Here is a 22,296-nt window from a genome sequence, read left to right as displayed (position 1 = left end):
TTGAAAAATATTCTAATACTTGGAGGGACCGGAACAGTTGGTAATTCTTTATATAAAGAACTTGCCCCTTATTATAATACTTATGCAACTTTTTATAAAAATGATTCTTTTGTAAATAATAATTTTTTCTATTTTAATTTGACTTATAATTTATTAAAATCGATTTTAAAAAAAACTAAACCAAAATTAATTATTAATGTTTTAAGAGGAGGAGATGAGAGTTTAATCAAAGTGCATAAGAAATTAGTGAAATATTGTCTTAGGAATAATTGTAGGTTAATGTTAATGTCTGGATCTAATGTTTTTGATGCGTTTCATAACTATCCATCCTATGAATGTGATAAAACTTTATCAGAAAGCATATATGGTAAATTACAAATTAAGTTAGAAAACCTAACACTGAAATTACCTTATACAAAATGCGTGATAATTAGATCAGCAATTATATTTGGCTCTAAATCTCCTAGAATTAAAGAAATCGATGTTTGTATTCAAAAAAGAACTCCAATAGAAATTTTCCCAAATGCAATAATTAATTTTAGTAGTCTTTGGAGATTAACTCAACAAATTCATTACATAATTAATCATAATTTAAGTGGAATCTTTCATCTTGGATCCAATGATTTAACAACTCATTCTGAATTGATTGAAAAAATTGTTGATTCTAGATATTTTATTAAACCAATATATAAAAGAGTTTACTCGTCAAATGAAATTGGATATTTAGCACTGCTCAATAAAAAAAACAAACTACCACCTCATCTGTATTATAGTATTGAGGAAGGGCTGAATGACTTAGAATTAATACATAAAAGAATCTAAAGGCCTTATTTATTTATATTTGTACCTAAAATAAAATAATGGGAAGAGCTTTTGAATTTAGAAAAGCAAGAAAAATGAAGCGATGGTCAGCTATGGCTAAGACTTTTACACGAATTGGAAAAGATATTGTCATGGCTGTTAAAGATGGAGGCCCTGACCCTATAAACAATTCAAGACTCAGAGCTGTAATACAAAATGCGAAAGCGGCTAATATGCCAAAAGATAATGTTGAAAGAGCAATAAAAAAAGCTTCAGACAAAAGCACAGAAAATTATAAAGAGATTCTTTTTGAAGGTTATGGCCCTCACGGAGTTGCTATTCTTGTTGAAACAACAAGTAATAATAATAATAGAACGGTTGCAAACATTAGGAGTTATTTTAATAAAGCAAATGGAAATCTTGGTACCTCAGGGTCTGTAGAATTTATGTTTGAACGAACTTGCAACTTCAGGTTAGATAAAAATATTTTTGATCCTGAAGAGCTTGAGTTAGAATTTATAGATCATGGGGTTGAAGAAGTTTTCATAGATGAAGATGGTATATTACTATACGGTCCATTTGAAAACTATGGAAAAATACAAAAGGAATTAGAAAATCGAAATATTGAAATTTTATCTTCTGGTTTCGAAAGAATCCCAACATCGATAAAAAAAATAAAAAAAGAAGAACAAGAAGAAGTAGAGAAATTAATTGAAAATATTGAAGAAGATGATGATGTTCAAAACGTATATCACTCTATGAATCTTTCTTAATTTCAATCATCATTGACCCATGAATATTGAGGGATTTTTCCAACAACACCTTTAAATTGTTTTTTTAAAAAACTCATATCTTTCTCTAAGCTATTAGAAGGATAATAAGGTGGGTGAAAAACTATTTGTTTTTTTCCATAATCAAAGGCTACTAGACAAATTGGGACTTTAGCCGCTTTAGCTATGTGATAAAACCCTGTTTTCCAGTCTTTTACTTTTTTTCTGGTTCCTTCGGGAGCTAAAGCTAGTCTAAATATATTTTTTTGTTTAAAAATTTCAGTGATAGCACTAACTGTATTAGAATTACTTCCTCTATCGACTGGAGTCCCACCCATCATTTTAAAAAACCAACCTGTTAGTGGTCCAAAGATTTCTTTTTTTCCAACAAAATTAATTTGTTCATTAATTACATTTCGAATTAAAATTCCCATTAAAAAATCATTCCAATGAGTGTGTGAAACAACTGGCAAAACCATTTTGTTGATTTTAGGCATTTCCCCAACCAACTTCCATTTTAAAACGTTAAAATAAATCCATTTAAAAAAACTATTCATTGTTATTCCATATTAATTTTGCAAATTCTAAATCTGCTGGTGTATCTATTGAAATCCCCTCAAACTCTGTTAAAATCATTTTAATTTTTTTTCGATTTTCAATATATCTGAGACATTCAATTTTTTCAGACTTTTCTAATGGAGTCATATCCTGATTATAAAATTCAATTAAAGCATTTTTCCTAAAAGCATATACTCCAATATGCTTATAACTTTTCAGAGGTAAAAGTTTATCTCTTTTAAAAGGAAGTCCAAAACGAGAAAAATATATTGCAAAGTTTTCATTATCAAATATAACCTTAACAGTATTGGGGTCATCAATTAATTTTGGATCAGTAATTTTTGTCATTAAGGAAGCTAATGAAATTTCATTATTTTTATCGTTTATTAAAACATCAATAAGAGCAGATAATGAACTTTTATTTATAAAGGGTTCATCACCTTGAATATTCAAAACAATATCAACATCCATATCAATTACAGCTGAAGCAATTCGATCACTTCCACAATCAAAATTCCCTTTACTCATTATGGCTTTTCCACCAACTTTATCAATTAGTGATAAAATTTTTTCATCATCAGTTACCACATAGATATCATCAAAAAGACCTGTTGATAATGCAGCCAAATAAGTTTGTTCAATAATAGTTTTATTACCTAATTTTTTTAAAAGCTTCCCTGGAAACCTTTTTGCTTCATATCTAGCTGGAATAACTGCAATAATTTTCATTTTTTTATTATTATAACACAAAGATGCAAATTTTAATAAATCATTAATTAAAATACTCTTTTGGAAAACCCACCAAATACAATCCCTTCTTTGCTCTAGTAATTGCAGTATACAACCATCTGAAAAAGTCTTTATTTGGTCCATCTGGTAAATACGGATATTCTACAAAAACTCTATCCCATTGACCTCCCTGGGATTTATGGCATGTTATTGAATATGAATATTTTACTTGTAAAGCATTAAAATAAGGGTTGTTTTTAACCTTTAAAAATTTTTTGTAGGAAGATTTTTCATTTTTATAATCTTCTTGAACTGATTTATAAAGAGATTGACTTTCTTCATAGTTTAAGGAAGGGGTATTAGACGTAAGAGTATCGGTTAAAACCACTGTTTCAAAAGAGGGCATTTCTGGATAATCAACTAGTTTAGCTGTGATTTCTGCAAATTTAAAGCCGTAAAACTCTTTTATATTATTAATTTTTTCAACAACAATAATATCTCCATTTGCAATAAAACCTGCTTGCGATTCAGGTTTTATCCAAAAATAATTATTTTTTACAACCATTAACTGATCTCCAACTGATAGTGATGATTCAAGAAATAAAATTCTTTTTCTAATGTTTTGATTATATAAATTAGCTCTCTTATTAGATCTCACAATAAAAACAACTTGATCAATCCCATACTCATTAAATGAGTTGTCTAATATATTAAGCAACTCCTCTCCATCTTGTATTCTTTGTATATCATCAAAGCTATTTAATTCAAACCTAAATTTATTAAATACTTCTTGAAAAATAAACTCTCTTAAAACTGTTGCGTTATATAGAATTCCAGAATCAGAAAGCTGTCTAACAACCTCAGTCAAAGTTATAGCAGTTACTTTTTTATTATAATTATCTTCTAACTCTTCTCTACTCAAAGCTGGACTTATCTCTAGATTAACCGGAGGTAATTGAGCTGTATCTCCAACCAAAATAAGAAAACATGAGTTTCCTGTCGAAACATATTGAATTAGATCATTTAATAAAGAGCCATTTTCAAAAAATTTTGAATTTTGTCTATCATCCCCTATCATTGAAGCTTCATCGACTATAAAAAGAGTATTTTTATGTTTATTAGCTTTTAGTATAAATTTCACACCACTACCCTTTTCACTTTTAGGGTAATAAATTTGTTTGTGAATGGTAAATGCACTTCTATTAGAATAATTAGAAATAACCTTTGCTGCTCTACCTGTTGGTGCAATTAATACACTTTTAAAACTGAATTTTTGTAAATGTTGAACTAGGTGACCTATTAAAGTTGATTTACCGGTTCCAGCATAACCTTTTAATAAAAAAACATTTTCTTTCAAAGGAGAATCTAAAAAATCAGCTATTGATTTAAACCAGTCAATTTGCTTTAAAGTAGGTTTTAGCGGAAAAGTATTTGATAAGATTGAATAAATTTCAGATGAATTCATTTTTGAAAACTACGCATTATAATTAACAAGCAATTCTTTTATGAATAAAAAAAAATTGTAGTTTTGTTTATAGTAAATAAACATATAAAAAATGAAAATCGCACTTCAAGCCTTTCTTTGGATTCTTTCAATATTCTTTAGTTACCAAATATATAATTCTATAATGGGACCAATTGATTTTAATAAAGTAAGGGATCAACGTTATGCAAAAGTAATAAATCGATTAAAAGAAATTCGTAAGGCTCAAATTGCTTTCAAAGATGTCAATGGAAAATATTCAAAAAGTTTTGACACTCTAATAAAATTCATTGATGAAGGATTTTTTACTTTAATTGAAAAGAGAGATTCATCATATTTACAATATGACAGAACATATAGGATAGATATGCTTAAGGAAGTTGTAGTAATTGATACTCTGGGGACTGTAAATGTAAAAGATTCTCTTTTTAAATATAATAATGATTATGTTAATATGGCCAAAATTCCAATTGATGGAGTTGAGGCTCAATTTTCAATAGATGCTGATAAAATTGAAAAAAATAGTGGAGGTACTATCTCATATTATGTTGATGTATTTGAAGTCAAAGTGTCTAAGACTATTATTCTTTATGATCAAAATAAAGACCTTCTCAAACAGGAAAATGAAACAATTTCAGTCGACGGAGTAAATGGTCCTGATATTATTTTAGGTTCAATGATAAATGTTAGCATTAACGGTAACTGGCCTACAATTTTTGATGCTTCCAAAAACTGAAATAAATTCATTAAAAAAACCCTCAATTATTATTGGTGAGGATGGTTTTACGTATTGTAATTTAAAAACCTACTCTTTTATAAAAATTGATGATGTTGAATTATCTAAAGGAAATTCTTTTAAGAATTGGATTAATAAAAACTCTATAGACAATAGCACACAACTAATTGTTGCCAATAATCCGGGTTTGTTTTTTCCGAAAGCTATATTCGATCAAAAACTGATTAATGAATATTATGAAAAGTTTGATGAAATAGATGAGTCAGACACCCTTAAAACAGATGTATCAGCAAACTATATTAATTCAATAATTTATAAAGTATCAAGCTCGATTCAATCTTTAAAGGAAGTTTATTTAATTAATTCAAGTTTAATTCATTATCAAACATTGATTTATGACTATTTAGTATTAAAAAATAAAAATAATAGCGAAAAAAAATTATACGTTAATATTCAAAATGATGCCTTTGATGTTTTTTTGTTTTTTGGTGAGCAACTTCAATTAGTTAACAGATTTCCTATTAAAGGTCCTGAGAGTTTTTTATACTTCTTATACTTCATAATTGAAAAAAATGAGTTAAAAGAAAACGAATTTTTCATTTGTTTTCTTGGTAACTATTTGTTTTATGAGGAATATTATAAAGGCGCTATGCTTTTTCATGACAAAATCGAATTTGTTTTAGCTAATAGTGAAAATCATACTAGCTCTACTCCATTTTTAATAGATCTTCATGCGAATTATTTCAGGAATTCATAAAGGAAGGATAATAAACCCTCCTAAAAATTTATCCGTAAGACCTACAACAGACAGGTCAAAAGAGGCGCTTTTTAATATTTTAAATAATTTGTATAGATGGGAAGACATTAGTGTACTTGATCTTTTTTCTGGAACTGGAAGTGTTAGTTTTGAATTTGCATCAAGAGGAGTTAAAACAATAACATCAGTAGATCAAAATGAAAAATGTATTAATTTCATTAATCAAGTTTCTAATGATCTTGATTTAAACATACTATCCGTCAAAAAGAAAGTCCTAGATTTTTTAAATTTTAATTCAAGAAACTTTAGTATTGTTTTTTTAGATCCTCCATACATTTTTGATATAAAAGAATATGAAAAAATAATATTAATACTAATATCAAAAAACTGGATAGATGATGGTTTAATTATAGTTGAACACTTCTCTAAAGTTAAATTAAATAAAATATTAGGTTTTAAAGAAACTAGAAAATATGGAAATAATTCTTTTTCATTTTTTAAAAAATAAAGCAGGCCGATAAGCCGGATTCTGTCGCGTCTTATCATTTATCTAGACTAAACATTACTGTTTAGTTCAAGCCGCCTACCCTTCTACATTGAGCGAGCAACTCTTGATTGCAGATATACTTGGCGTTTCACCGTATAGAGTTTACCGATTTCACTACAGCCTAACTGTACTTGCTTTCTGTTGCACTGGTCCGCTTTTACATAAAGTAAAAGGACGGGAATTACCCGCTATACCGCTCTATGGTGTCCGGACTTTCCTCTCTATTGTATTTAATACAGCGATAAGATAGCCTGCTTTATACAAATGTACACATTGTTGATAATTAATATTTAAAAATAAAATGAAGATTAAGGCAATTTCTATCTTTGAAAGAGATTATTTACAATTATGGAGTCATTTACTGTTTCAGCATTAAAATATCGTCCACAAAATTTTGACCAAGTAATTGGACAAGATCAAATCACCTCAACATTAAAAAATGCTATAGAAACTAACCAACTTGCACAAGCTTTATTGTTTTGTGGACCAAGGGGTGTTGGTAAAACATCTTGTGCCAGGATTCTTGCTAAAGCAATTAATGATAAAGAAAATAATTCTTCAGACAACGACTTTGCTTTTAATATTTTTGAATTAGATGCTGCATCAAATAATTCTGTTGATGATATAAGAAAACTGAATGATCAAATACGAATTCCCCCTCAAATTGGAAACTTTAAGGTATATATAATTGATGAGGTTCATATGTTATCTTTATCAGCATTTAATGCCTTTTTAAAGACGCTTGAAGAACCTCCTAAACATGCAATATTTATTTTAGCTACTACTGAAAAAAATAAAATCATTCCAACCATTCTTTCAAGGTGTCAGATTTATGACTTTAAACGTATTACAGTTAAAGAAATAAAACTTTTTTTAGTTGAGATTTGTAATTTGAAAAAATTAAAATTTGATGATGACGCATTAATTTTAATTGCACAAAAGGCTGATGGCGCTATGAGGGATGCCTTGTCAATTTTTGATAGAATGGTAAGTTTTACATCTGGAAATCTTACAACGGCTGAAGTGTCTAAAAATCTTAATGTTTTGGATTATGAAACATTCTTTTCTGTTTCTAATTTAATAAAAGAAAATAAAATTCCAGAAATACTTTTAGAATTCAATAATATTATTAATAAGGGTTATGAGTCTTTGCATTTTATAAATGGTTTAGCTAATCATATTCGAACACTTATTTTATGTAAGGATTCTTTAACAATTGAATTATTAGAGGTTGGGGAAAAAACTCGAAACAAATATCTTGATCAATCTAAAACTTTTGATTTTAAATGGCTATTAGATGCACTTTCTATAATAAAAGAGGCCCAATCTAATCATAGATTTTCAATAAATAAGAGGCTGAACTCTGAGCTTTGTTTAATGCAGCTTGCCTCACTCCATTTTAATGGAGAAAAAAAAAATTAATAATTTCAAGTAAGTATTTTAAAAAAAATAAAATTGAAAAAATTAAACAGGATAAAAAATCAATTGAGTTTAAATCAAAACCTCTTTTAAGTAAAGAAGAAGATGAAGTTGTAAAGTCAAATAATTTTGATAAATTCAACACTAATGGAGTTTCAGGGTTTTCTTTAAAAAGTATAAAGCTGAAAAAAGAGGTTGCCCGAAAAAATAAAGATAACAGTAATAAAAATCTTTCACAAGATTCATTTAGAATTGAGGATTTAATGATTCATTGGGGAGATTATCTGGAAAAAATAGAGTCTAAGGGTAATCAAAATATGTTAGCTATTTTAAAAATGGATTCTCCAAAAATAAATAATGAATTTAATATTGAATTTAGTGTGGCTAACTCTATTAATAAAGTTGAATTAAACAAAGAATTAGATTCTATGTTGCCTTATTTAAGAAATAAATTAAATAATCATAAAATAGATTTTAATATTAATATTAATATAAGTAATGACAAAACTTTTATTTACACAGCGGAAGAAAAGTATGAGAAAATGAAATTAATTAACCCTGCTATTAATATTTTAAGAAAAACTTTTGACTTAGATGTTTAAATTATTTTTTGATCTATAAAGCTCTTCAATCATTCCATCTGACAGTCCAATTTTTGAAACAAAAATTTTAGAAGCTTTACTCCATTCCATAATTCTTATATATATCTGAGATGCGGGTAAAATTACATCTGCTATATCAGGGTTTAATTGATATTTAATAATCCTTTCATTATACGTCAGTAATGATAATGTTTCATTCAGGAGTTTTAAAGTTTTCAAGCTTACTGGCTTATCTTCTTTTTCTTGAGTCATTTTATGAATTTTATTTATACTGCCTCCTGTTCCAAGAATAATCAATTTTTTAAATTTTTTTGTATTATCAACTATCCAATTCTGCATTTCATTCCATAACAAATCAGAGATCATGTTTTTTAGAATTCTAACTGTACCTATCTTAAAGGATTTTTCAATAACTTTTTTACCGTTATGGATAATTGAAAACTCTGTGCTTCCTCCACCCACATCAACAAACAAAAAATCAGATTGTTTGTTGATTTCTTTTAATAAATTAGATGATGAAATTAGTTTTGCTTCCTTTTCACCATCAATTATTTCTATTTCAACACCCGTCTTATCTTTAATTAGCCTAACTACAGATGATTTATTTTTTGCTTCTCTAAGAGCAGAAGTGGCATAGACATTGAAATCAACAACTTCATGAATCTTAATTAGCAACATAATAGCTTTAATTGCTTTTAACACTCTTTTGATGTTTTGATTAGAAATGTTTCCTGAAGTGAAAGTGTCTTCTCCTAATCTAATCGGAACTCTAACCAAAGAGTTTTTTGAAAAAAAAACATTATCATTATTACCTTTAATAACATTAGATATAAGCATTCTGATTGCATTAGACCCAATATCAATTGCTGCATACTTTTCAATTTTCATTATCTACTAATAATAATTTAAAATAGTTATAAGTTTCCCGCTGAGAACGAACACTTGAATCATCTCGTTTTTTAATAGTATTTTGTTTTATTTCCTTATTGATAAATCTTGCTTTTACGTTATCACTCCAAGCAATAGTAAAAGTGTCAATAATCTGTTTTTTGATGTCTAAATCGTAAATCGGACATCCAACTTCAACTCTTTCAGACATATTACGAGTCATTAAGTCTGCTGATGATATATATACGTTAGGGTTTGTGTCATTTTCAAATATCATTACTCTGGGATGTTCTAAAAACCTATCAATAATACTTATAACTTCTATGTTTTCACTTAAACCTTTAACTCCCGGTATCAGACAGCAAACTCCTCGAACAATCATTTGGATCATAACCCCTTGTTGACTAGCATGATATAGTTTGTCAATCATTCTATAATCAGTAATATTATTGATTTTTAATTTTATTCCCGATTTTTTTCCTTGATTATGTTGTAAAATTTCATTGTCTATTAACCTATTGATTGAATTAAAAGTGTTGTGGGGTGATACAATTAAATGTTTAAATGTTTTCAATTTATAACTAACCTCAATAAAATTAAATACTTTATTTATTTCTTTAAGAATTTTTTGATCAGATGTAAACAAAGTATAATCAGTATAAATTTTTGCAGTTATCTCATTAAAATTACCTGTACTAATGAAACCATATCTTTTAATTTTTTCACCTTCCTCTCTTTCAATTACACATATTTTTGAATGGACTTTAAGTCCAGGAATTCCAAATGTTACTTGAACACCAGATGCTTCCAAACGAGTTGCAGATTCAATATTATTTTTCTCATCAAATCTAGCCTGAAGTTCAATTTGAACAAGAACTTTTTTTCCATTTTTAGCAGCATTAATAAGTGAACTAATAACTTGAGAAAATTTTGAAAGCCTGTATATTGTTATTTTAATTCTTTTAACCTTAGGGTCTAAAGCAGCTTCTCTTAAAAATTTAATTAAATATGAAAAAGAATGATACGGTGTAAAAATCATATAATCCTTTTTGGAAATTGCCTCTAAAATGTTAGAACTTAATGACAATCCAGGCAAAGGTAGAGGCTCTTGTTTTGGGTATAATAAATCTATACGACCAAGACTAGGAAATTTCATGTAATCTCTTCTATGATGATATCTCCCTCCAGGAATGATACTTCCATCTGGATTTAACGTTAGTTTATTCATTATAAATGATAACGTGTCCTTAGAAATATTACTATCATAAACCATCCTGACTGGCTCACTAAACATTCTGTCTTTGATACTTTCAGTAATTTTTTCTATATAACTTTTTGATGCATCACCCTCAAGGTCTAATTCAGAGTCACGAGTTATCTTAATCATGTGTCCTTCAATTGAATTATAATTAAAAAAACTAAATATTTTATCAAAATGATACCTGATCAAGTCGTCAATCAACATTATATATTGAATATTACTAGTTTTAGGAAGAACAATAAATCTATCTAAATCATTTAAAATTTCAATTATAGCGTATTTTTTATTATTACTTTTTTTTAAATTATCAAATTCCATTTTAATTACTAAAAAAGCTGTGTTATCAGTAAAATCTTGCTCTCTATTTTCGTTAAGAATAACTGTAACTAGTGCAGGACTAATTTTGCTTAAAAAATATTCTCTTAAAAACACTTCTTGCTCAGGAAGAACTTCTTTTTCATTTAAAAAATGAATTTGTTCTTTTTTTAAAGATTTCTCAATTAAACTTAAAATCTTATTACTCTTAAATTGAAGGTTAATAACACGATTAGTAATCTCCTCTAGTAGTTCAATTGCATTAGTTCCACCTAAAACTTTTTTCCCACTCTTAACCGATTGGGCAATTCTTTTAACTGTTGCGTATCTAACTTGAAAAAACTCATCTAGATTGTTTGAAAAGATACCTAAGAATCTTAGCCTCTCAATAATTGGAACACTCACATCATCAGCCTCTTGGAGTACTCTCTCATTAAAGTCTAGCCAACTGTGTTCTCGATTTACAAATCTTTTAGAGCTGTTCATTTAAATTATTTTTACTGACTTACTAAAACTTACTTGACAATTTGAAACTTCAGACCATTTATTTTCCTTAAAAATAATTTTTGCCCAAGATGCAGTAGGCAAATTATCAATCTTTTTACTTGTTATTTTATTTATTATTTCAGTGAAAGCAGGGTTATGTCCAACAAAAATAACATAATCAAACTTATCCGACATAGATCTCATAACGATTTCAACTGATTTTGAAGAAAAAGTGTATAAAGATTCCTTGATTGAGATTTTATTGAATTCTAAATCGGCATGTCTTGCCAATATAATAGCTGTGTGTATTGCTCTATTTGCAGGACTAGTCAGTATTATATTTGATTTATTAAATATAATTTTATCCTCCATTGAAACCTTAGTAATTCTATTAATTCCTTTCACCTTTAGAGGGCGGTCTAAATCATCTAATGGATAATCCCATGATGATTTAGCGTGACGTAATAATACAAGAGTTTTCATTTTAAGGTGATAATCTATTAATAGACCATTTTTTATCCAGTTTATTAAAAATAATTCTATCATGTAACCTATTGGGTCTTCCCTGCCAAAATTCAAACGAAATTGGAAATATTTTAAAACCTCCCCAACTTTTTGGTCTTTTGGGAGGGTTTACTTTATAAATCTTTTTTAAATCATCAAGTTTTTGTTCAAGAATATTTCTATTTACAATTACTTGACTCTGATTGGATGCTATTGCTCCAAGTCTACTTCCTATTGGTCTAGAGTCAAAATATTTATCAGAAATATCATCATTTAATTTAGAGGCACTCCCCTTGATAATAATCTGTCTTTCTAAAGAGGGCCAAAAAAAAGAAACACCAACTTTAGGGTTGCTTAAAATATCTTTTCCTTTTTCACTATTATAGTTTGTGTAAAATATAAAGCCTTCTGAATCAAAAGATTTTAACAAAACAATTCTTGACTTTGGGAAACCGTCTTTACTAATAGTTGAAAGACTAAAAGCATTTGGCTCATCAATAATTTTATAAGATTGTGCCTGATCAAACCATTTTTTAAAAAACAATAAAGGATCTGTACCCACAGATGATATTTCTAAGGATCCCTTTTCATATACTTTTCTTAAATGTCCTAAATCTTTTTTCATTATTGCAAGTTATTAAAAACAAGTAATCATATTTTGTATGTTTCTCCTTCTTTAGCTAAAACAACATTCTCAAATCGGCTCTTTGCCTCTTCTATAAAAAGAAGTTTATTTTTATATCTCGTAGAGAAATGTCCAAGCATTAATTGGCCTACATTTGCTAATGAAGCTATTTTAGCTGCCTGTTCTGCTGTACTGTGTAAGGTTTTTGAAGCTAACTCTTTATGTTCATTTAGAAATGTCGATTCATGATACAATAGGTCAACATTTTTTATTTGATTTACAATCTGGGGATAAAATGCTGTATCACTGCAAAAAGCATAACTTAGCGACTTGTCTGGAGGAAGTGTTAAATCAATATTTTTAATTTTTTTATTTTCTTCATTAATAAAATCTTTTCCGTTTTTTAAATTTTCATAATCACAAATTGGGATTTTTAATTTTTTGACTTTGTCAAAATTAATTTTTCTAAATCCTTCCTTTTCCTGAAAATGAAAACCATTAGTATAAACCCTGTGATTTAAGGGTATAGTATTTACTCTAACTACGGAATCTTCAAATATTAGTTCTGGTTTAGAGCTATTTAATTCATGAAAAAAAAGTTTAAAATTTGTCCAGGAATTTGACAACTTTATTTGAAGCATAATTACTTCTTTTATCCCCTTTGGTCCATAAATATTTAAATCTACATTTCTACCTAAAAGTTTAAATGTGTTAATCAAACCTATTAGTCCATAAAAATGATCACCATGTAGATGCGAAATGAAAATATTTTTTATTCTGGAGAACTTAACTTTTTCTTCTCTAAGTCGAACCTGGGTTCCTTCTCCACAATCAATTAAAAATAAATGATTTTTCAACTCAACTAACTGTGATGTAGTATGAAAATTACTCCTTGGAGTAGCTGAATGACAACCTAGAATTTTGATGTTCATACGCTATAGACCGAGGTCCCTATTTATTCTTTCTAATTCAATATAATCAATTGCTTCTTTGATAGATGGAACAATAATAATAGATTCATTTTTTAATAAAGACTCATCTGCCAAATCAACAACTATTAACACGGAATTATTTGTTCTTTCAAGTTCTATCATCCATTTATTTAAAATATCAATTAAACTAGAATCAATTATAAAATCAATTATCAAAATGACATCATGATTATTATATTTTATATTAAATAAATCTAGATTAAATGATTTAATAAAATTTTCATTATTAGGTTTTAATTTTAATATGTTATTATGTTGCCCAAAAATCATTTTTTATAATTAATACTTTTAATTTTTGAAGCTAATAAGTAAATAACAGCCATTCTTATTGCAACACCATTCTCTACTTGATCTAAAATAATTGCATTTTCTGAATCTGCAACTTCTGATGTAATTTCAACACCTCTATTTATTGGACCAGGGTGTAAGATTGTTATTGGTTTTCTAATTAACTCTAGCTTTTCAACTGTAAGACCATAAAGCTTTGAATATTCTCTTGTTGATGGAAAGTAATTTAAATTCATTCTTTCATTTTGAACTCTTAACATATTTGCAGCATCACACCATTTAAGAGTTTTAATCAAATCTGTTTCAACATGAACTCCCATCGATTTAGCATACTTTGGAAGCAGTGATTTAGGACCACAGATCATAACCTCTGCGCCTAGCTTCTTTAAAGCAAAAATATTTGATATTGCAACACGACTATGAATTATGTCTCCTATTATCGCTATGTGTTTGCCTTTTAAATCTCCCAATCTTTCTTTTAATGAAAAACAATCTAATAGGGCTTGCGTAGGGTGTTCATGAGTACCATCACCAGCATTAATTATTTGAGAATTTACATTTTGTGATAAAAACTTTGCAGAACCTGGATGAGGGTGTCTAATGACTATCATGTCAACTTTCATTGCTAATATGTTATTTACAGTATCTACAAGAGTTTCACCTTTTTTTATTGATGATTGAGACGCTGAAAAATTAATAACATCAGCACTTAATCTTTTTTCAGCTAATTCAAAAGATAATTTTGTTCTAGTACTATTTTCAAAAAATAAATTTGCAATCGTTAAATCTCTTAAGCTAGGGACCTTTTTTATTGGACGATTAATCACTTCTTTAAATTGTTTAGTAGTATTAAAAATTAAATCAAAATCTTGATTAGTTAAATTTTTGATTCCAAGAAGGTGGTTAACACTAAGTTCTTCCATTAGCTTTCTTTTTCAATATAAACGCAATCATTTTCACGATCCGACTTTCTCCATTCCACTCTAACTTTGTCACCTTCAATAGCGTCAATTTGAACACCAAGATAATCTGGTTGAATAGGAAGGTGTCTTGAAAATCTTCGATCAATTAAAACTAGTAATTCAATAATAGATGGGCGTCCATAATAATCAATTGCAGTAAGAGCTGCTCTAATACTTCTCCCTGTATATAAAACGTCATCAATTAAAACAATTTTTCTTCCTTCCACTTCAAAATTAAGCTCAGTTGCTTTAGCAAAATGAATTTTTTCAGATCTTCTAAAATCATCTCTGTAAAATGTAGTATCCAACTTCCCTACTTTAACATCTTTGATTCCATATTCATTTTTAAGCAAATCAACTATTCGTTCAAGTAAATAAATTCCTCTAGGCTGAAGTCCTATTAAAACAGAATTAGAGAAATCTCCATGAAATTCAAGTAATTGGCATGTTAATCTGTTTAATAAAACATTAATTTTTAAATTATTAAGTAGAACTCTATTTAACATCTGTTTATTTATAATTACAAAAATACCAAAATAATGAATGTAAAAAAAAACCACTTCAATTGAAGTGGTTTTAAATAATATATAAATAAATTTATTTTGCTATTTATCATCCATTTTCTGTTTAAGATCTACTAAAGCATCTAGATCTCCTAAAGTGGTTTTTTCATTATTAGTTGCTTTAATGTGTTTTGTTGCTTTCTTAAGATTTTTCCGCTCTTGTTCTTTAAAAACAGAAGTATGAGAAGCTACAACTCTTTTAAACTCCTTATTAAATTCAATAACTTTAAAACTAGCTTCTTCTCCTTTTTCTAATTTTGATCCATCCTCTTTTTCTAAATAACGAGATGGAACAAAAGCAACTATATCTTCATTAAAGGACACTGTAGCACCCTTATCGACAATTTCTGAAAGAGATGCAGTATGAATAGTATCCAAAGCAAATTCTTTTTCATATACTTCCCAAGGATTATCTTTAGTTTGTTTATGACCAAGACTTAATTTACGACCTTCAACATCTAATTCAAGAACAACTACATCTATTGAATCACCAAGAGCTAATATTTCTGAAGGATGTTTTATTTTCTTTGTCCATGAAAGATCCGAAATATAAACTAAGCCATCTATACCTTCCTCCAATTCGATAAATACTCCAAAATTGGTAAAGTTTCGAACTATACCTTTATGTTTTGATTTGAGTGGATATTTTTCTGTTATATCAGTCCATGGATCTTGACTCAATTGTTTGACACCTAGAGACATTTTTCTTGAATCTCTATCAAGAGTCAATATAACAGCTTCAACTTCATCACCAACTTTAACAAAATCTTGGGCTGATCTTAGATGAGTTGACCATGACATTTCTGAAACATGGACAAGTCCTTCCACGCCTTCTTCAATTTCAATAAAAGCACCATAATCTGCAATAACTACCACTTTTCCTTTAATTTTTTCACCTTCTTTCACAGAATCACTTAAATTATCCCATGGATGAGTGCTTAGTTGTTTTAATCCTAATTGAATTCTAGATTTATTATCATCAAAATCAAGAATAACAACATTAAGTTTTTGATCAAGCTCTAGAATTTCACTTGGATGATTAATTCTACTCCACGACAAATCAGTTATATGAATTAGTCCATCAACTCCTCCTAAATCTATGAAAACCCCATAAGAAGTAATGTTTTTTACTGAACCTTCAAGTACTTGACCTTTTTCTAATTGACCAATAATTTCTTTTTTCTGTTCTTCAATATCAGATTCAATAAGCGCCTTGTGAGATACAACTATATTTTTAAACTCATGATTAATTTTAACAACCTTAAATTCCATGGTTTTATCTACGTATTGATCATAATCACGAATTGGTTTAACATCAATTTGAGATCCTGGTAAAAAAGCTTCAATTCCAAAAACGTCAACTATCATTCCACCTTTAGTTCTGCATTTAACAAACCCATTAACAACCTCTCCTGTGTCATGAGCATTATTGACTCTTTCCCAAGCTTTTATAACTCTAGCTTTACGGTGAGACAATATTAACTGCCCAGTTCTATCTTCTCTAACATCAACAATTACCTCAACCTTGTCTCCAACTTTTAAACCAGGATTATACCTAAATTCATTTAGAGATATAACGCCTTCAGATTTAGCATTTATATCAATAATAGCTTCTCTGTCTGTCATATACACAACTTCACCATCAATAACATCTTCATCTGCAGTATCTACAAAATTTTCTATAACTAAAGATTCGAATTCTTTTAATTGTTTCTCCTCAATAACATCAATTCCTTCCTGGTAATTATGCCAGTTAAAGTTAGAAAGAAAATCTTCTTCTGAGTTTGTAGGTGTCTTTGATTCAGTAGTTATTAAATCATCAACTTTATTGATTTCTTGATCTTTTTTTGGAGTAGCTTTTTTAGCCATAATACTTAGTCTTTGTATACTGTGTCTTGGGATTCTATTAATTTGAAAACATCAGTAGTGGTTTATATTTTTGTTTCTCTCAAAACCCCTTATCAATTAAGAGTTTGCAAATTTAATCAAAAAGACTAATAAATAAAGTTTTATCCTTTAAATTTTAAAATAACAAAATTAAAGGGATGAAAAATATAAAATCACATTTTGAACATAGGGATTTGATTAACTTTGACGTATTCATATTAATTAAATAAATGAAAGAGTTAAAACACCTAAACAAGTATCTCTTAAAATATAAGAAAAAATTACTTTTTGGTTTTTTTATTACCATAATTGCAAGAGTTTTCTCTTTAGTCGCTCCAAGATTAATTGGCAACTCACTCACAGCTGTGGAACATTTTATTAAAAATAATTCTAGAACAGATATAGTAACATTACAAAAGACATTGTTAATTAACATATCTATAATAATTGGAACGGCTTTGATTTCTGGCTTTTTTACGTTTTTAATGAGACAAGCCATAATTAACGTTTCAAGATATATAGAATTTGATCTCAAAAATGAAGTTTTTACTCAATATCAAAATCTAACTCAAAGTTTTTATAAAAATAACAGAACAGGAGATTTAATGAATAGGATTAGTGAAGATGTTGGAAAAGTAAGAATGTATTTTGGACCAGCAATTATGTATAGCATAAATACTATTGCACTTTTCTTCATTCTTATCTCATATATGCTGTCAGTTGCACCTAAGTTAACATTTTATACATTATTGCCACTTCCTGTTCTATCATTTTTGATTTACAAACTAAATAAAGCTATACATTCCAGGAGTACTATTGTACAAGAAATGTTATCAAAATTATCATCTTTTACTCAAGAAATCTTTACAGGCATTAATGTTATTAAATCATATAACTTATCGTCTACAATACTATCAAATTTTAATGATCTATCAAATATTACAAAAGAAAAAAACATGAGTCTTGTGACTTTACAAGCATGGTTTTTTCCTTTAATGTTGCTTTTAATTGGTGTGTCAAATCTGATTGTTATTCTAATTGGTGGATCTCAATACATTAATGGAAAAATTGAAATAGGAGTTCTAGCAGAGTTCATAATCTATGTTAACATGTTAACTTGGCCGGTTACAGTAGTTGGATGGTTAACATCCATAATTCAGCAAGCTGAAGCATCTCAAAAAAGGATAAATGATTTTTTAAAAGAAAGTCCCAGTATTAAGGATGGTAATGGTAGTGCAAATGTAAAAAATGGTGAAATTGAATTTAGAAATGTATCTCTTACTTATCCAGAAACTAAAATCAAAGCATTAAATAATGTATCGTTCAAAATTAAAGCCGGAGAAACTATTGGTGTTCTTGGAAAAGTTGGAGCAGGAAAAACATCATTACTAGAATTGATCACAAGATTGTATGATCCAAATGAAGGCGAAGTTCTAATTGATGGACAAAACTTAAAATTGTTTAATTTAAATGAATTGAGAAAAAGTATTGGATATGTTCCACAAAACCCATTTCTGTTTTCTGAATCAATAAGTAATAATATTAAATTTGGGAAAAATAATGCAACAAATAAAGAAATAGAAAATGCTGCAAATAATGCTTCTATTGACAAGGAGATTAAAAAATTAAAAAATGGATATCAAACAATCTTGGGGGAAAGAGGAGTAACTCTATCTGGTGGTCAGGTTCAAAGAATATCGATTGCAAGAGCACTTATTAAAAACCCAAATATAATTCTACTTGATGACTGTCTATCTGCTGTAGACACAGATACTGAAGAGATAATTCTGAAAAGCTTATATAAGTATAGTGAAAAGAAAACTACTTTAATTGTCAGTCACAGGATTTCATCAATGAAATCTGCTGATAGTATTATAGTTTTTAAAAATGGAAATGTAATTGAACAAGGAGGACATAATGAATTGATGGAAAATGAAAGCTATTACAGCAGGCTATATAATAAACAACAATCTGAGCAAAATAAATAATTTGCTATGTTTAATAATTTATTGCATTTTTGATTAACAATTCTAAATCATAAAGATGTTTGTAGAAGGAGAACACAAGGAAATCTTTTCTAAAGTCCAAAGAGCAGGTAGAAGAACCTATTTTTTTGATGTAAGAGAAACAAAGGCTGGAGATTATTACTTAACAATAACTGAAAGTAAAAAGTTTACAAATGATGATGGAACTTTTCATTTTAAAAAACATAAGATTTACTTGTACAAAGAGGATTTTACTGAATTTAAAGAAAATTTTAAAGAGATGACTGAATTTATAATTTCTGAAAAAGGCTCAGAAGTCATAAGTGATAGACATCAAAAAAATTATTCTCCAAAACACAAATCAAATGAAGCTAATGAAGAAACATCTGAATTTTCAGATGTTGATTTTGATGAAGTATGATCTTCAAATTTTTATAAAAAAATTATTGCCTCTATTATGTTAGAGGCATTTTTTTTTATATTTATAATAAAAAATGAAAAATTCTATAAAAATACTTTTATTTTTTATCAGTTTACAACTATCGGCTCAAGTTAAGCAAGATTATTTCTTAAATCCTAGTAATGAATACAACCCAATGATTCCAACGCCTCAAAGTGTGTTAGGTCATGAAGTTGGTGAATGGCATGTTAGCCATGATAAACTAGCACAATACATGTACAAGTTAGCCGCTGTATCAAACCGTATTTCTATAGAAAACAGAGGGTCTACATATGAAGGAAGGCCAATATTGTTATTAACTATAACTGATCCAGACAACCACAATAATATTGAATCAATTAAAAAGTCTCATATAGATCTAACTGAATCAGGTAGTGATAAATTTGATGTCAGCAAACTGCCTATTATTGTATACCAAGGTTTTTCTATTCATGGTAATGAGCCAAGTGGAGCTAATGCTGGAATTCTAGCTGCTTATCATTTAGCAGCCAGTGAATCCATTGAAACAAAAGAAATGTTAAAAAATACAATTATTTTATTTGATCCAAGCTTTAATCCAGATGGACTTCAAAGGTTTTCACAGTGGGCTAATAGTAATAGAAATATGCTGTTGAATCCTGACAGTCAAGATCGTGAGTATAATGAAAATTGGCCTAGGGGAAGAACAAATCATTACTGGTTTGATTTAAACAGAGATTGGCTACCAGTGCAACTACCTGAATCTAGAGCTAGAATAAAAACTTTTACTGACTGGATACCAAATATACTCACTGATCATCATGAAATGGGAACTAACTCAAGTTTCTTTTTTCAACCAGGAATAGATTCAAGAGTTCATCCATTAACTCCATTAATGAATCAAAAATTGACAAAAAAAATTGGGAATTTTCATGCTGATGCATTAAATAAAATTGGCTCACTATATTATACAGAAGAAGATTATGATGATTTTTATTACGGAAAAGGATCTACATATCCTGATGTAAATGGAAGTATAGGTATCTTATTTGAACAAGCGAGTTCAAGAGGACATATTCAAGAAAGTGAAAATGGTATACTAACATTTCCATTTACAATAAGAAATCAGCTTACTGCAGCCTTTTCAACACTGAAAGCCGCTAATGAAATGCGAGTTGAAATTTTAAACTACTACAGGAAGTTTTATAATGATGCTCGAGTTTTGGGAGAAAAGGATAAATCAAAAGCAATAGTTTTTGAAGCCCCAAAAGATCCTGCAACTACTTATCATCTTGCTGAAGTGTTAGATTTACATGATATAAAAGTCCATCGACTTAAAAAAACACTATATCGAAATGGAAAAAAATATTCAAAGGAAAACAGCTTTGTAATTCCATTAAATCAAAAGAAATATAAATTAATTTATGCAATGTTTGATACTCAAACAAAATTCACTGACAGCTTATTTTATGATATTTCTGCATGGACATTTCCTTTAGCATTTAACGTAAATTATCATTTTGATAAATCTGAAGAAATTATAGACAGTGAAGTTGAAAATTTGATTTTCCCAAATGGAAGTGTTGATAAAAAATCTTCATATGCATATCTATTTGAAGGAAATAGCTATTATGCACCTAAGGCAATATATTCTTTAATTAAAAAAGGTATTCGAGTCAAAATAGGTCTAAAGCCATTTAAGCTTAATGAAACTAAATATGATTATGGAACATATTTAATACCTGTAGAGAATCAAAAATTAAACAGTAGTGAAATCTATCAAGAAATAAAGAAAATTGCTTCTGAAAGCTCAATAGAGGTTAGAGGGGTTTCAACTGGACTAACTGAAGGAATAGATCTAGGGTCACGAAATTTCATAACAATTAAACAACCAAAAATTGCTTTAATTGTTGGTGATGGGATTAGAAGTTATGATGCTGGGGAAATATGGCATCTGTTAGATACTAAATATAATATTCCCGTTACAAAAATTGATATAAATAATTTAAAAAGATCTGTTCTATCAAAATATTCACATGTTATACTTCCAAATTATTCAGGAAATAAAATAGATACTAATCAAATTAAAAATTATATAAATAATGGTGGAAACTTGATTGCTTATAGGTCATCAATACATTGGCTTAATAAAAATGAAATTATTAAAGTTGATTTTATTAAAAATGAGTTAAAACCTTCTAATGTTAATTTTGATCAAAAAAGAAGCTACTTCGGAGCCCAATTAATAAGCGGCTCTATATTTAATACAATTTTAGACAGAAGTCATCCTATTAACTTTGGAATTTCTAATTCGAATCTACCTCATTTTAGAAATTCAACAATTTTTATGTCTCCAGAAAAAGACAAATTTAACAATCCTATACAGTATTCTGATCAGCCACTTTTAAGTGGCTATATATCAAATGATAATTTAAATATTTTAAAAAATAGTGTGCCTTTCAAAGTAAAAAAAGTTGGTAAGGGAAAAATAATAATGTTTACTGACAATACTCAATTTAGAGCTTTTTGGTATGGAACAAACAGACTTCTTGCAAATGCTATATTTAATGCTAGTTTAATGTAATAAAAGAATATTTATTTTATACATATTTGTAATAAATCAGGTTTTATTGTTTAAATTCTTACCGTAAAAACTATGCTTTTTTATTCTAGACACTAGAGTTTCAAAGTCTTCAGTATTTTTCAACTCATTATACGCA

The 22,296-nt window shown here is 28.2% G+C and carries 22 protein-coding genes and 1 other RNA gene; 10 read left to right on the top strand and 13 right to left on the bottom strand.

What is annotated here, in order from left to right:
- Both AC34EU_RS00225 and AC34EU_RS00220 read left to right on the top strand, forming a co-directional pair.
- Positions 1 to 822 carry a sugar nucleotide-binding protein gene (locus AC34EU_RS00225; RefSeq protein ID WP_487532905.1) on the top strand — a complete coding sequence of 274 codons (822 nt, stop codon included), beginning with the start codon at positions 1 to 3 and terminating at the stop codon, positions 820 to 822.
- Positions 823 to 860: 38 nt separating this feature from the next.
- Positions 861 to 1,574 (top strand): YebC/PmpR family DNA-binding transcriptional regulator, encoded by a 714-nt coding sequence (locus tag AC34EU_RS00220; protein WP_487532903.1) that lies wholly within the window; start codon positions 861 to 863, stop codon positions 1,572 to 1,574.
- Between the two features lie 2 nt (positions 1,575 to 1,576).
- Here the strand turns inward: AC34EU_RS00220 and AC34EU_RS00215 are convergent, their stop codons facing one another.
- The 3 genes from AC34EU_RS00215 to AC34EU_RS00205 are packed head-to-tail and all read right to left on the bottom strand — an operon-like array spanning position 1,577 to position 4,323.
- Positions 1,577 to 2,128, bottom strand: coding sequence for a 1-acyl-sn-glycerol-3-phosphate acyltransferase (locus tag AC34EU_RS00215; RefSeq protein ID WP_487532902.1), 552 nt, complete (start codon positions 2,126 to 2,128; stop codon positions 1,577 to 1,579).
- Positions 2,121 to 2,858, bottom strand: coding sequence for a 3-deoxy-manno-octulosonate cytidylyltransferase (kdsB, locus tag AC34EU_RS00210; protein ID WP_487532900.1), 738 nt, complete (start codon positions 2,856 to 2,858; stop codon positions 2,121 to 2,123). Before kdsB ends, AC34EU_RS00215 begins: the two co-directional genes overlap by 8 nt.
- 43 nt (positions 2,859 to 2,901) lie before the next feature.
- Positions 2,902 to 4,323 (bottom strand): ATP-dependent DNA helicase, encoded by a 1,422-nt coding sequence (locus AC34EU_RS00205; protein ID WP_487532899.1) that lies wholly within the window; start codon positions 4,321 to 4,323, stop codon positions 2,902 to 2,904.
- A 91-nt stretch (positions 4,324 to 4,414) separates the two neighbouring features.
- Between AC34EU_RS00205 and AC34EU_RS00200 the strand changes: the two genes are divergently transcribed.
- Genes AC34EU_RS00200 through AC34EU_RS00190 form a run of 3 tightly spaced genes read left to right on the top strand, consistent with a single transcriptional unit; the run spans position 4,415 to position 6,342 of the window.
- Positions 4,415 to 5,077, top strand: coding sequence for a hypothetical protein (locus tag AC34EU_RS00200; RefSeq protein WP_487532898.1), 663 nt, complete (start codon positions 4,415 to 4,417; stop codon positions 5,075 to 5,077).
- The gene (locus tag AC34EU_RS00195; protein ID WP_487532897.1) at positions 5,025 to 5,834 is read left to right on the top strand and encodes a DUF3822 family protein; all 810 of its coding nucleotides are present in this window, start codon (positions 5,025 to 5,027) and stop codon (positions 5,832 to 5,834) included. Before AC34EU_RS00200 ends, AC34EU_RS00195 begins: the two co-directional genes overlap by 53 nt.
- A complete protein-coding gene (locus AC34EU_RS00190) occupies positions 5,809 to 6,342 on the top strand; it encodes an RsmD family RNA methyltransferase (RefSeq protein WP_487532896.1) in 534 nt (177 codons plus the stop codon). The genes AC34EU_RS00195 and AC34EU_RS00190 overlap by 26 nt, the downstream gene beginning before the upstream one ends.
- On the opposite strand, the gene rnpB is transcribed toward AC34EU_RS00190, so the two are convergent.
- Positions 6,337 to 6,639: RNase P RNA component class A (rnpB, locus tag AC34EU_RS00185), an RNA gene on the bottom strand. The two genes, AC34EU_RS00190 and rnpB, sit on opposite strands and share 6 nt — an antisense overlap.
- Positions 6,640 to 6,729: 90 nt before the next feature.
- On the opposite strand from rnpB, the gene dnaX reads away from it, so the two are divergent.
- The gene (gene dnaX, locus AC34EU_RS00180; RefSeq protein WP_487532895.1) at positions 6,730 to 7,803 is read left to right on the top strand and encodes a DNA polymerase III subunit gamma/tau; all 1,074 of its coding nucleotides are present in this window, start codon (positions 6,730 to 6,732) and stop codon (positions 7,801 to 7,803) included.
- A 260-nt stretch (positions 7,804 to 8,063) separates the two neighbouring features.
- Positions 8,064 to 8,402 (top strand): DUF8493 domain-containing protein, encoded by a 339-nt coding sequence (locus AC34EU_RS00175; protein WP_487532894.1) that lies wholly within the window; start codon positions 8,064 to 8,066, stop codon positions 8,400 to 8,402.
- Here the strand turns inward: AC34EU_RS00175 and AC34EU_RS00170 are convergent.
- The 9 genes from AC34EU_RS00170 to rpsA form a co-directional block, all read right to left on the bottom strand.
- The gene (locus AC34EU_RS00170) at positions 8,391 to 9,290 is read right to left on the bottom strand and encodes a Ppx/GppA phosphatase family protein (protein WP_489695978.1); all 900 of its coding nucleotides are present in this window, start codon (positions 9,288 to 9,290) and stop codon (positions 8,391 to 8,393) included. The genes AC34EU_RS00175 and AC34EU_RS00170 overlap by 12 nt on opposite strands.
- Entirely contained in the window at positions 9,280 to 11,352 is a 2,073-nt protein-coding gene (ppk1, locus tag AC34EU_RS00165; protein WP_487532892.1) for a polyphosphate kinase 1, read from the bottom strand. The genes AC34EU_RS00170 and ppk1 overlap by 11 nt, the downstream gene beginning before the upstream one ends.
- Positions 11,353 to 11,835, bottom strand: a complete 483-nt coding sequence (locus AC34EU_RS00160) for a SixA phosphatase family protein (protein WP_487532891.1) — start codon at positions 11,833 to 11,835, stop codon at positions 11,353 to 11,355.
- A 1-nt stretch (position 11,836) separates the two neighbouring features.
- Positions 11,837 to 12,481, bottom strand: coding sequence for a pyridoxamine 5'-phosphate oxidase (gene pdxH / locus AC34EU_RS00155; RefSeq protein ID WP_487532890.1), 645 nt, complete (start codon positions 12,479 to 12,481; stop codon positions 11,837 to 11,839).
- A 26-nt stretch (positions 12,482 to 12,507) separates the two neighbouring features.
- A complete protein-coding gene (locus tag AC34EU_RS00150) occupies positions 12,508 to 13,413 on the bottom strand; it encodes a ribonuclease Z (RefSeq protein WP_487532889.1) in 906 nt (301 codons plus the stop codon).
- Between the two features lie 3 nt (positions 13,414 to 13,416).
- On the bottom strand, positions 13,417 to 13,743 hold the full coding sequence (locus tag AC34EU_RS00145) for a hypothetical protein (protein ID WP_487532888.1): 327 nt from the start codon (positions 13,741 to 13,743) through the stop codon (positions 13,417 to 13,419).
- Entirely contained in the window at positions 13,740 to 14,684 is a 945-nt protein-coding gene (locus AC34EU_RS00140) for an aspartate carbamoyltransferase catalytic subunit (RefSeq protein ID WP_487532887.1), read from the bottom strand. The genes AC34EU_RS00145 and AC34EU_RS00140 overlap by 4 nt, the downstream gene beginning before the upstream one ends.
- The gene (gene pyrR / locus AC34EU_RS00135) at positions 14,684 to 15,229 is read right to left on the bottom strand and encodes a bifunctional pyr operon transcriptional regulator/uracil phosphoribosyltransferase PyrR (RefSeq protein ID WP_487532885.1); all 546 of its coding nucleotides are present in this window, start codon (positions 15,227 to 15,229) and stop codon (positions 14,684 to 14,686) included. The genes AC34EU_RS00140 and pyrR overlap by 1 nt, the downstream gene beginning before the upstream one ends.
- 99 nt (positions 15,230 to 15,328) lie before the next feature.
- Entirely contained in the window at positions 15,329 to 17,155 is a 1,827-nt protein-coding gene (rpsA, locus tag AC34EU_RS00130) for a 30S ribosomal protein S1 (protein WP_487532883.1), read from the bottom strand.
- Positions 17,156 to 17,403: 248 nt separating this feature from the next.
- Between rpsA and AC34EU_RS00125 the strand changes: the two genes are divergently transcribed.
- The 3 genes from AC34EU_RS00125 (at position 17,404) to AC34EU_RS00115 (ending at position 22,160) form a co-directional block, all read left to right on the top strand.
- Entirely contained in the window at positions 17,404 to 19,161 is a 1,758-nt protein-coding gene (locus AC34EU_RS00125; protein WP_487532881.1) for an ABC transporter ATP-binding protein, read from the top strand.
- 55 nt (positions 19,162 to 19,216) lie between these two features.
- Positions 19,217 to 19,579: a PUR family DNA/RNA-binding protein gene (locus tag AC34EU_RS00120; RefSeq protein WP_487532879.1), complete on the top strand. Its 363-nt coding sequence runs from the start codon at positions 19,217 to 19,219 to the stop codon at positions 19,577 to 19,579.
- A 73-nt stretch (positions 19,580 to 19,652) separates the two neighbouring features.
- On the top strand, positions 19,653 to 22,160 hold the full coding sequence (locus AC34EU_RS00115) for a M14 family metallopeptidase (protein ID WP_487532877.1): 2,508 nt from the start codon (positions 19,653 to 19,655) through the stop codon (positions 22,158 to 22,160).
- Positions 22,161 to 22,296 lie beyond the last annotated feature (136 nt).

The sequence above is a fragment of the Candidatus Marivariicella framensis genome, from assembly GCF_982709265.1.
The sequence above is the reverse complement of the archived record's forward strand: the minus strand, read 5'-3'. Positions and strand labels throughout refer to the sequence as shown.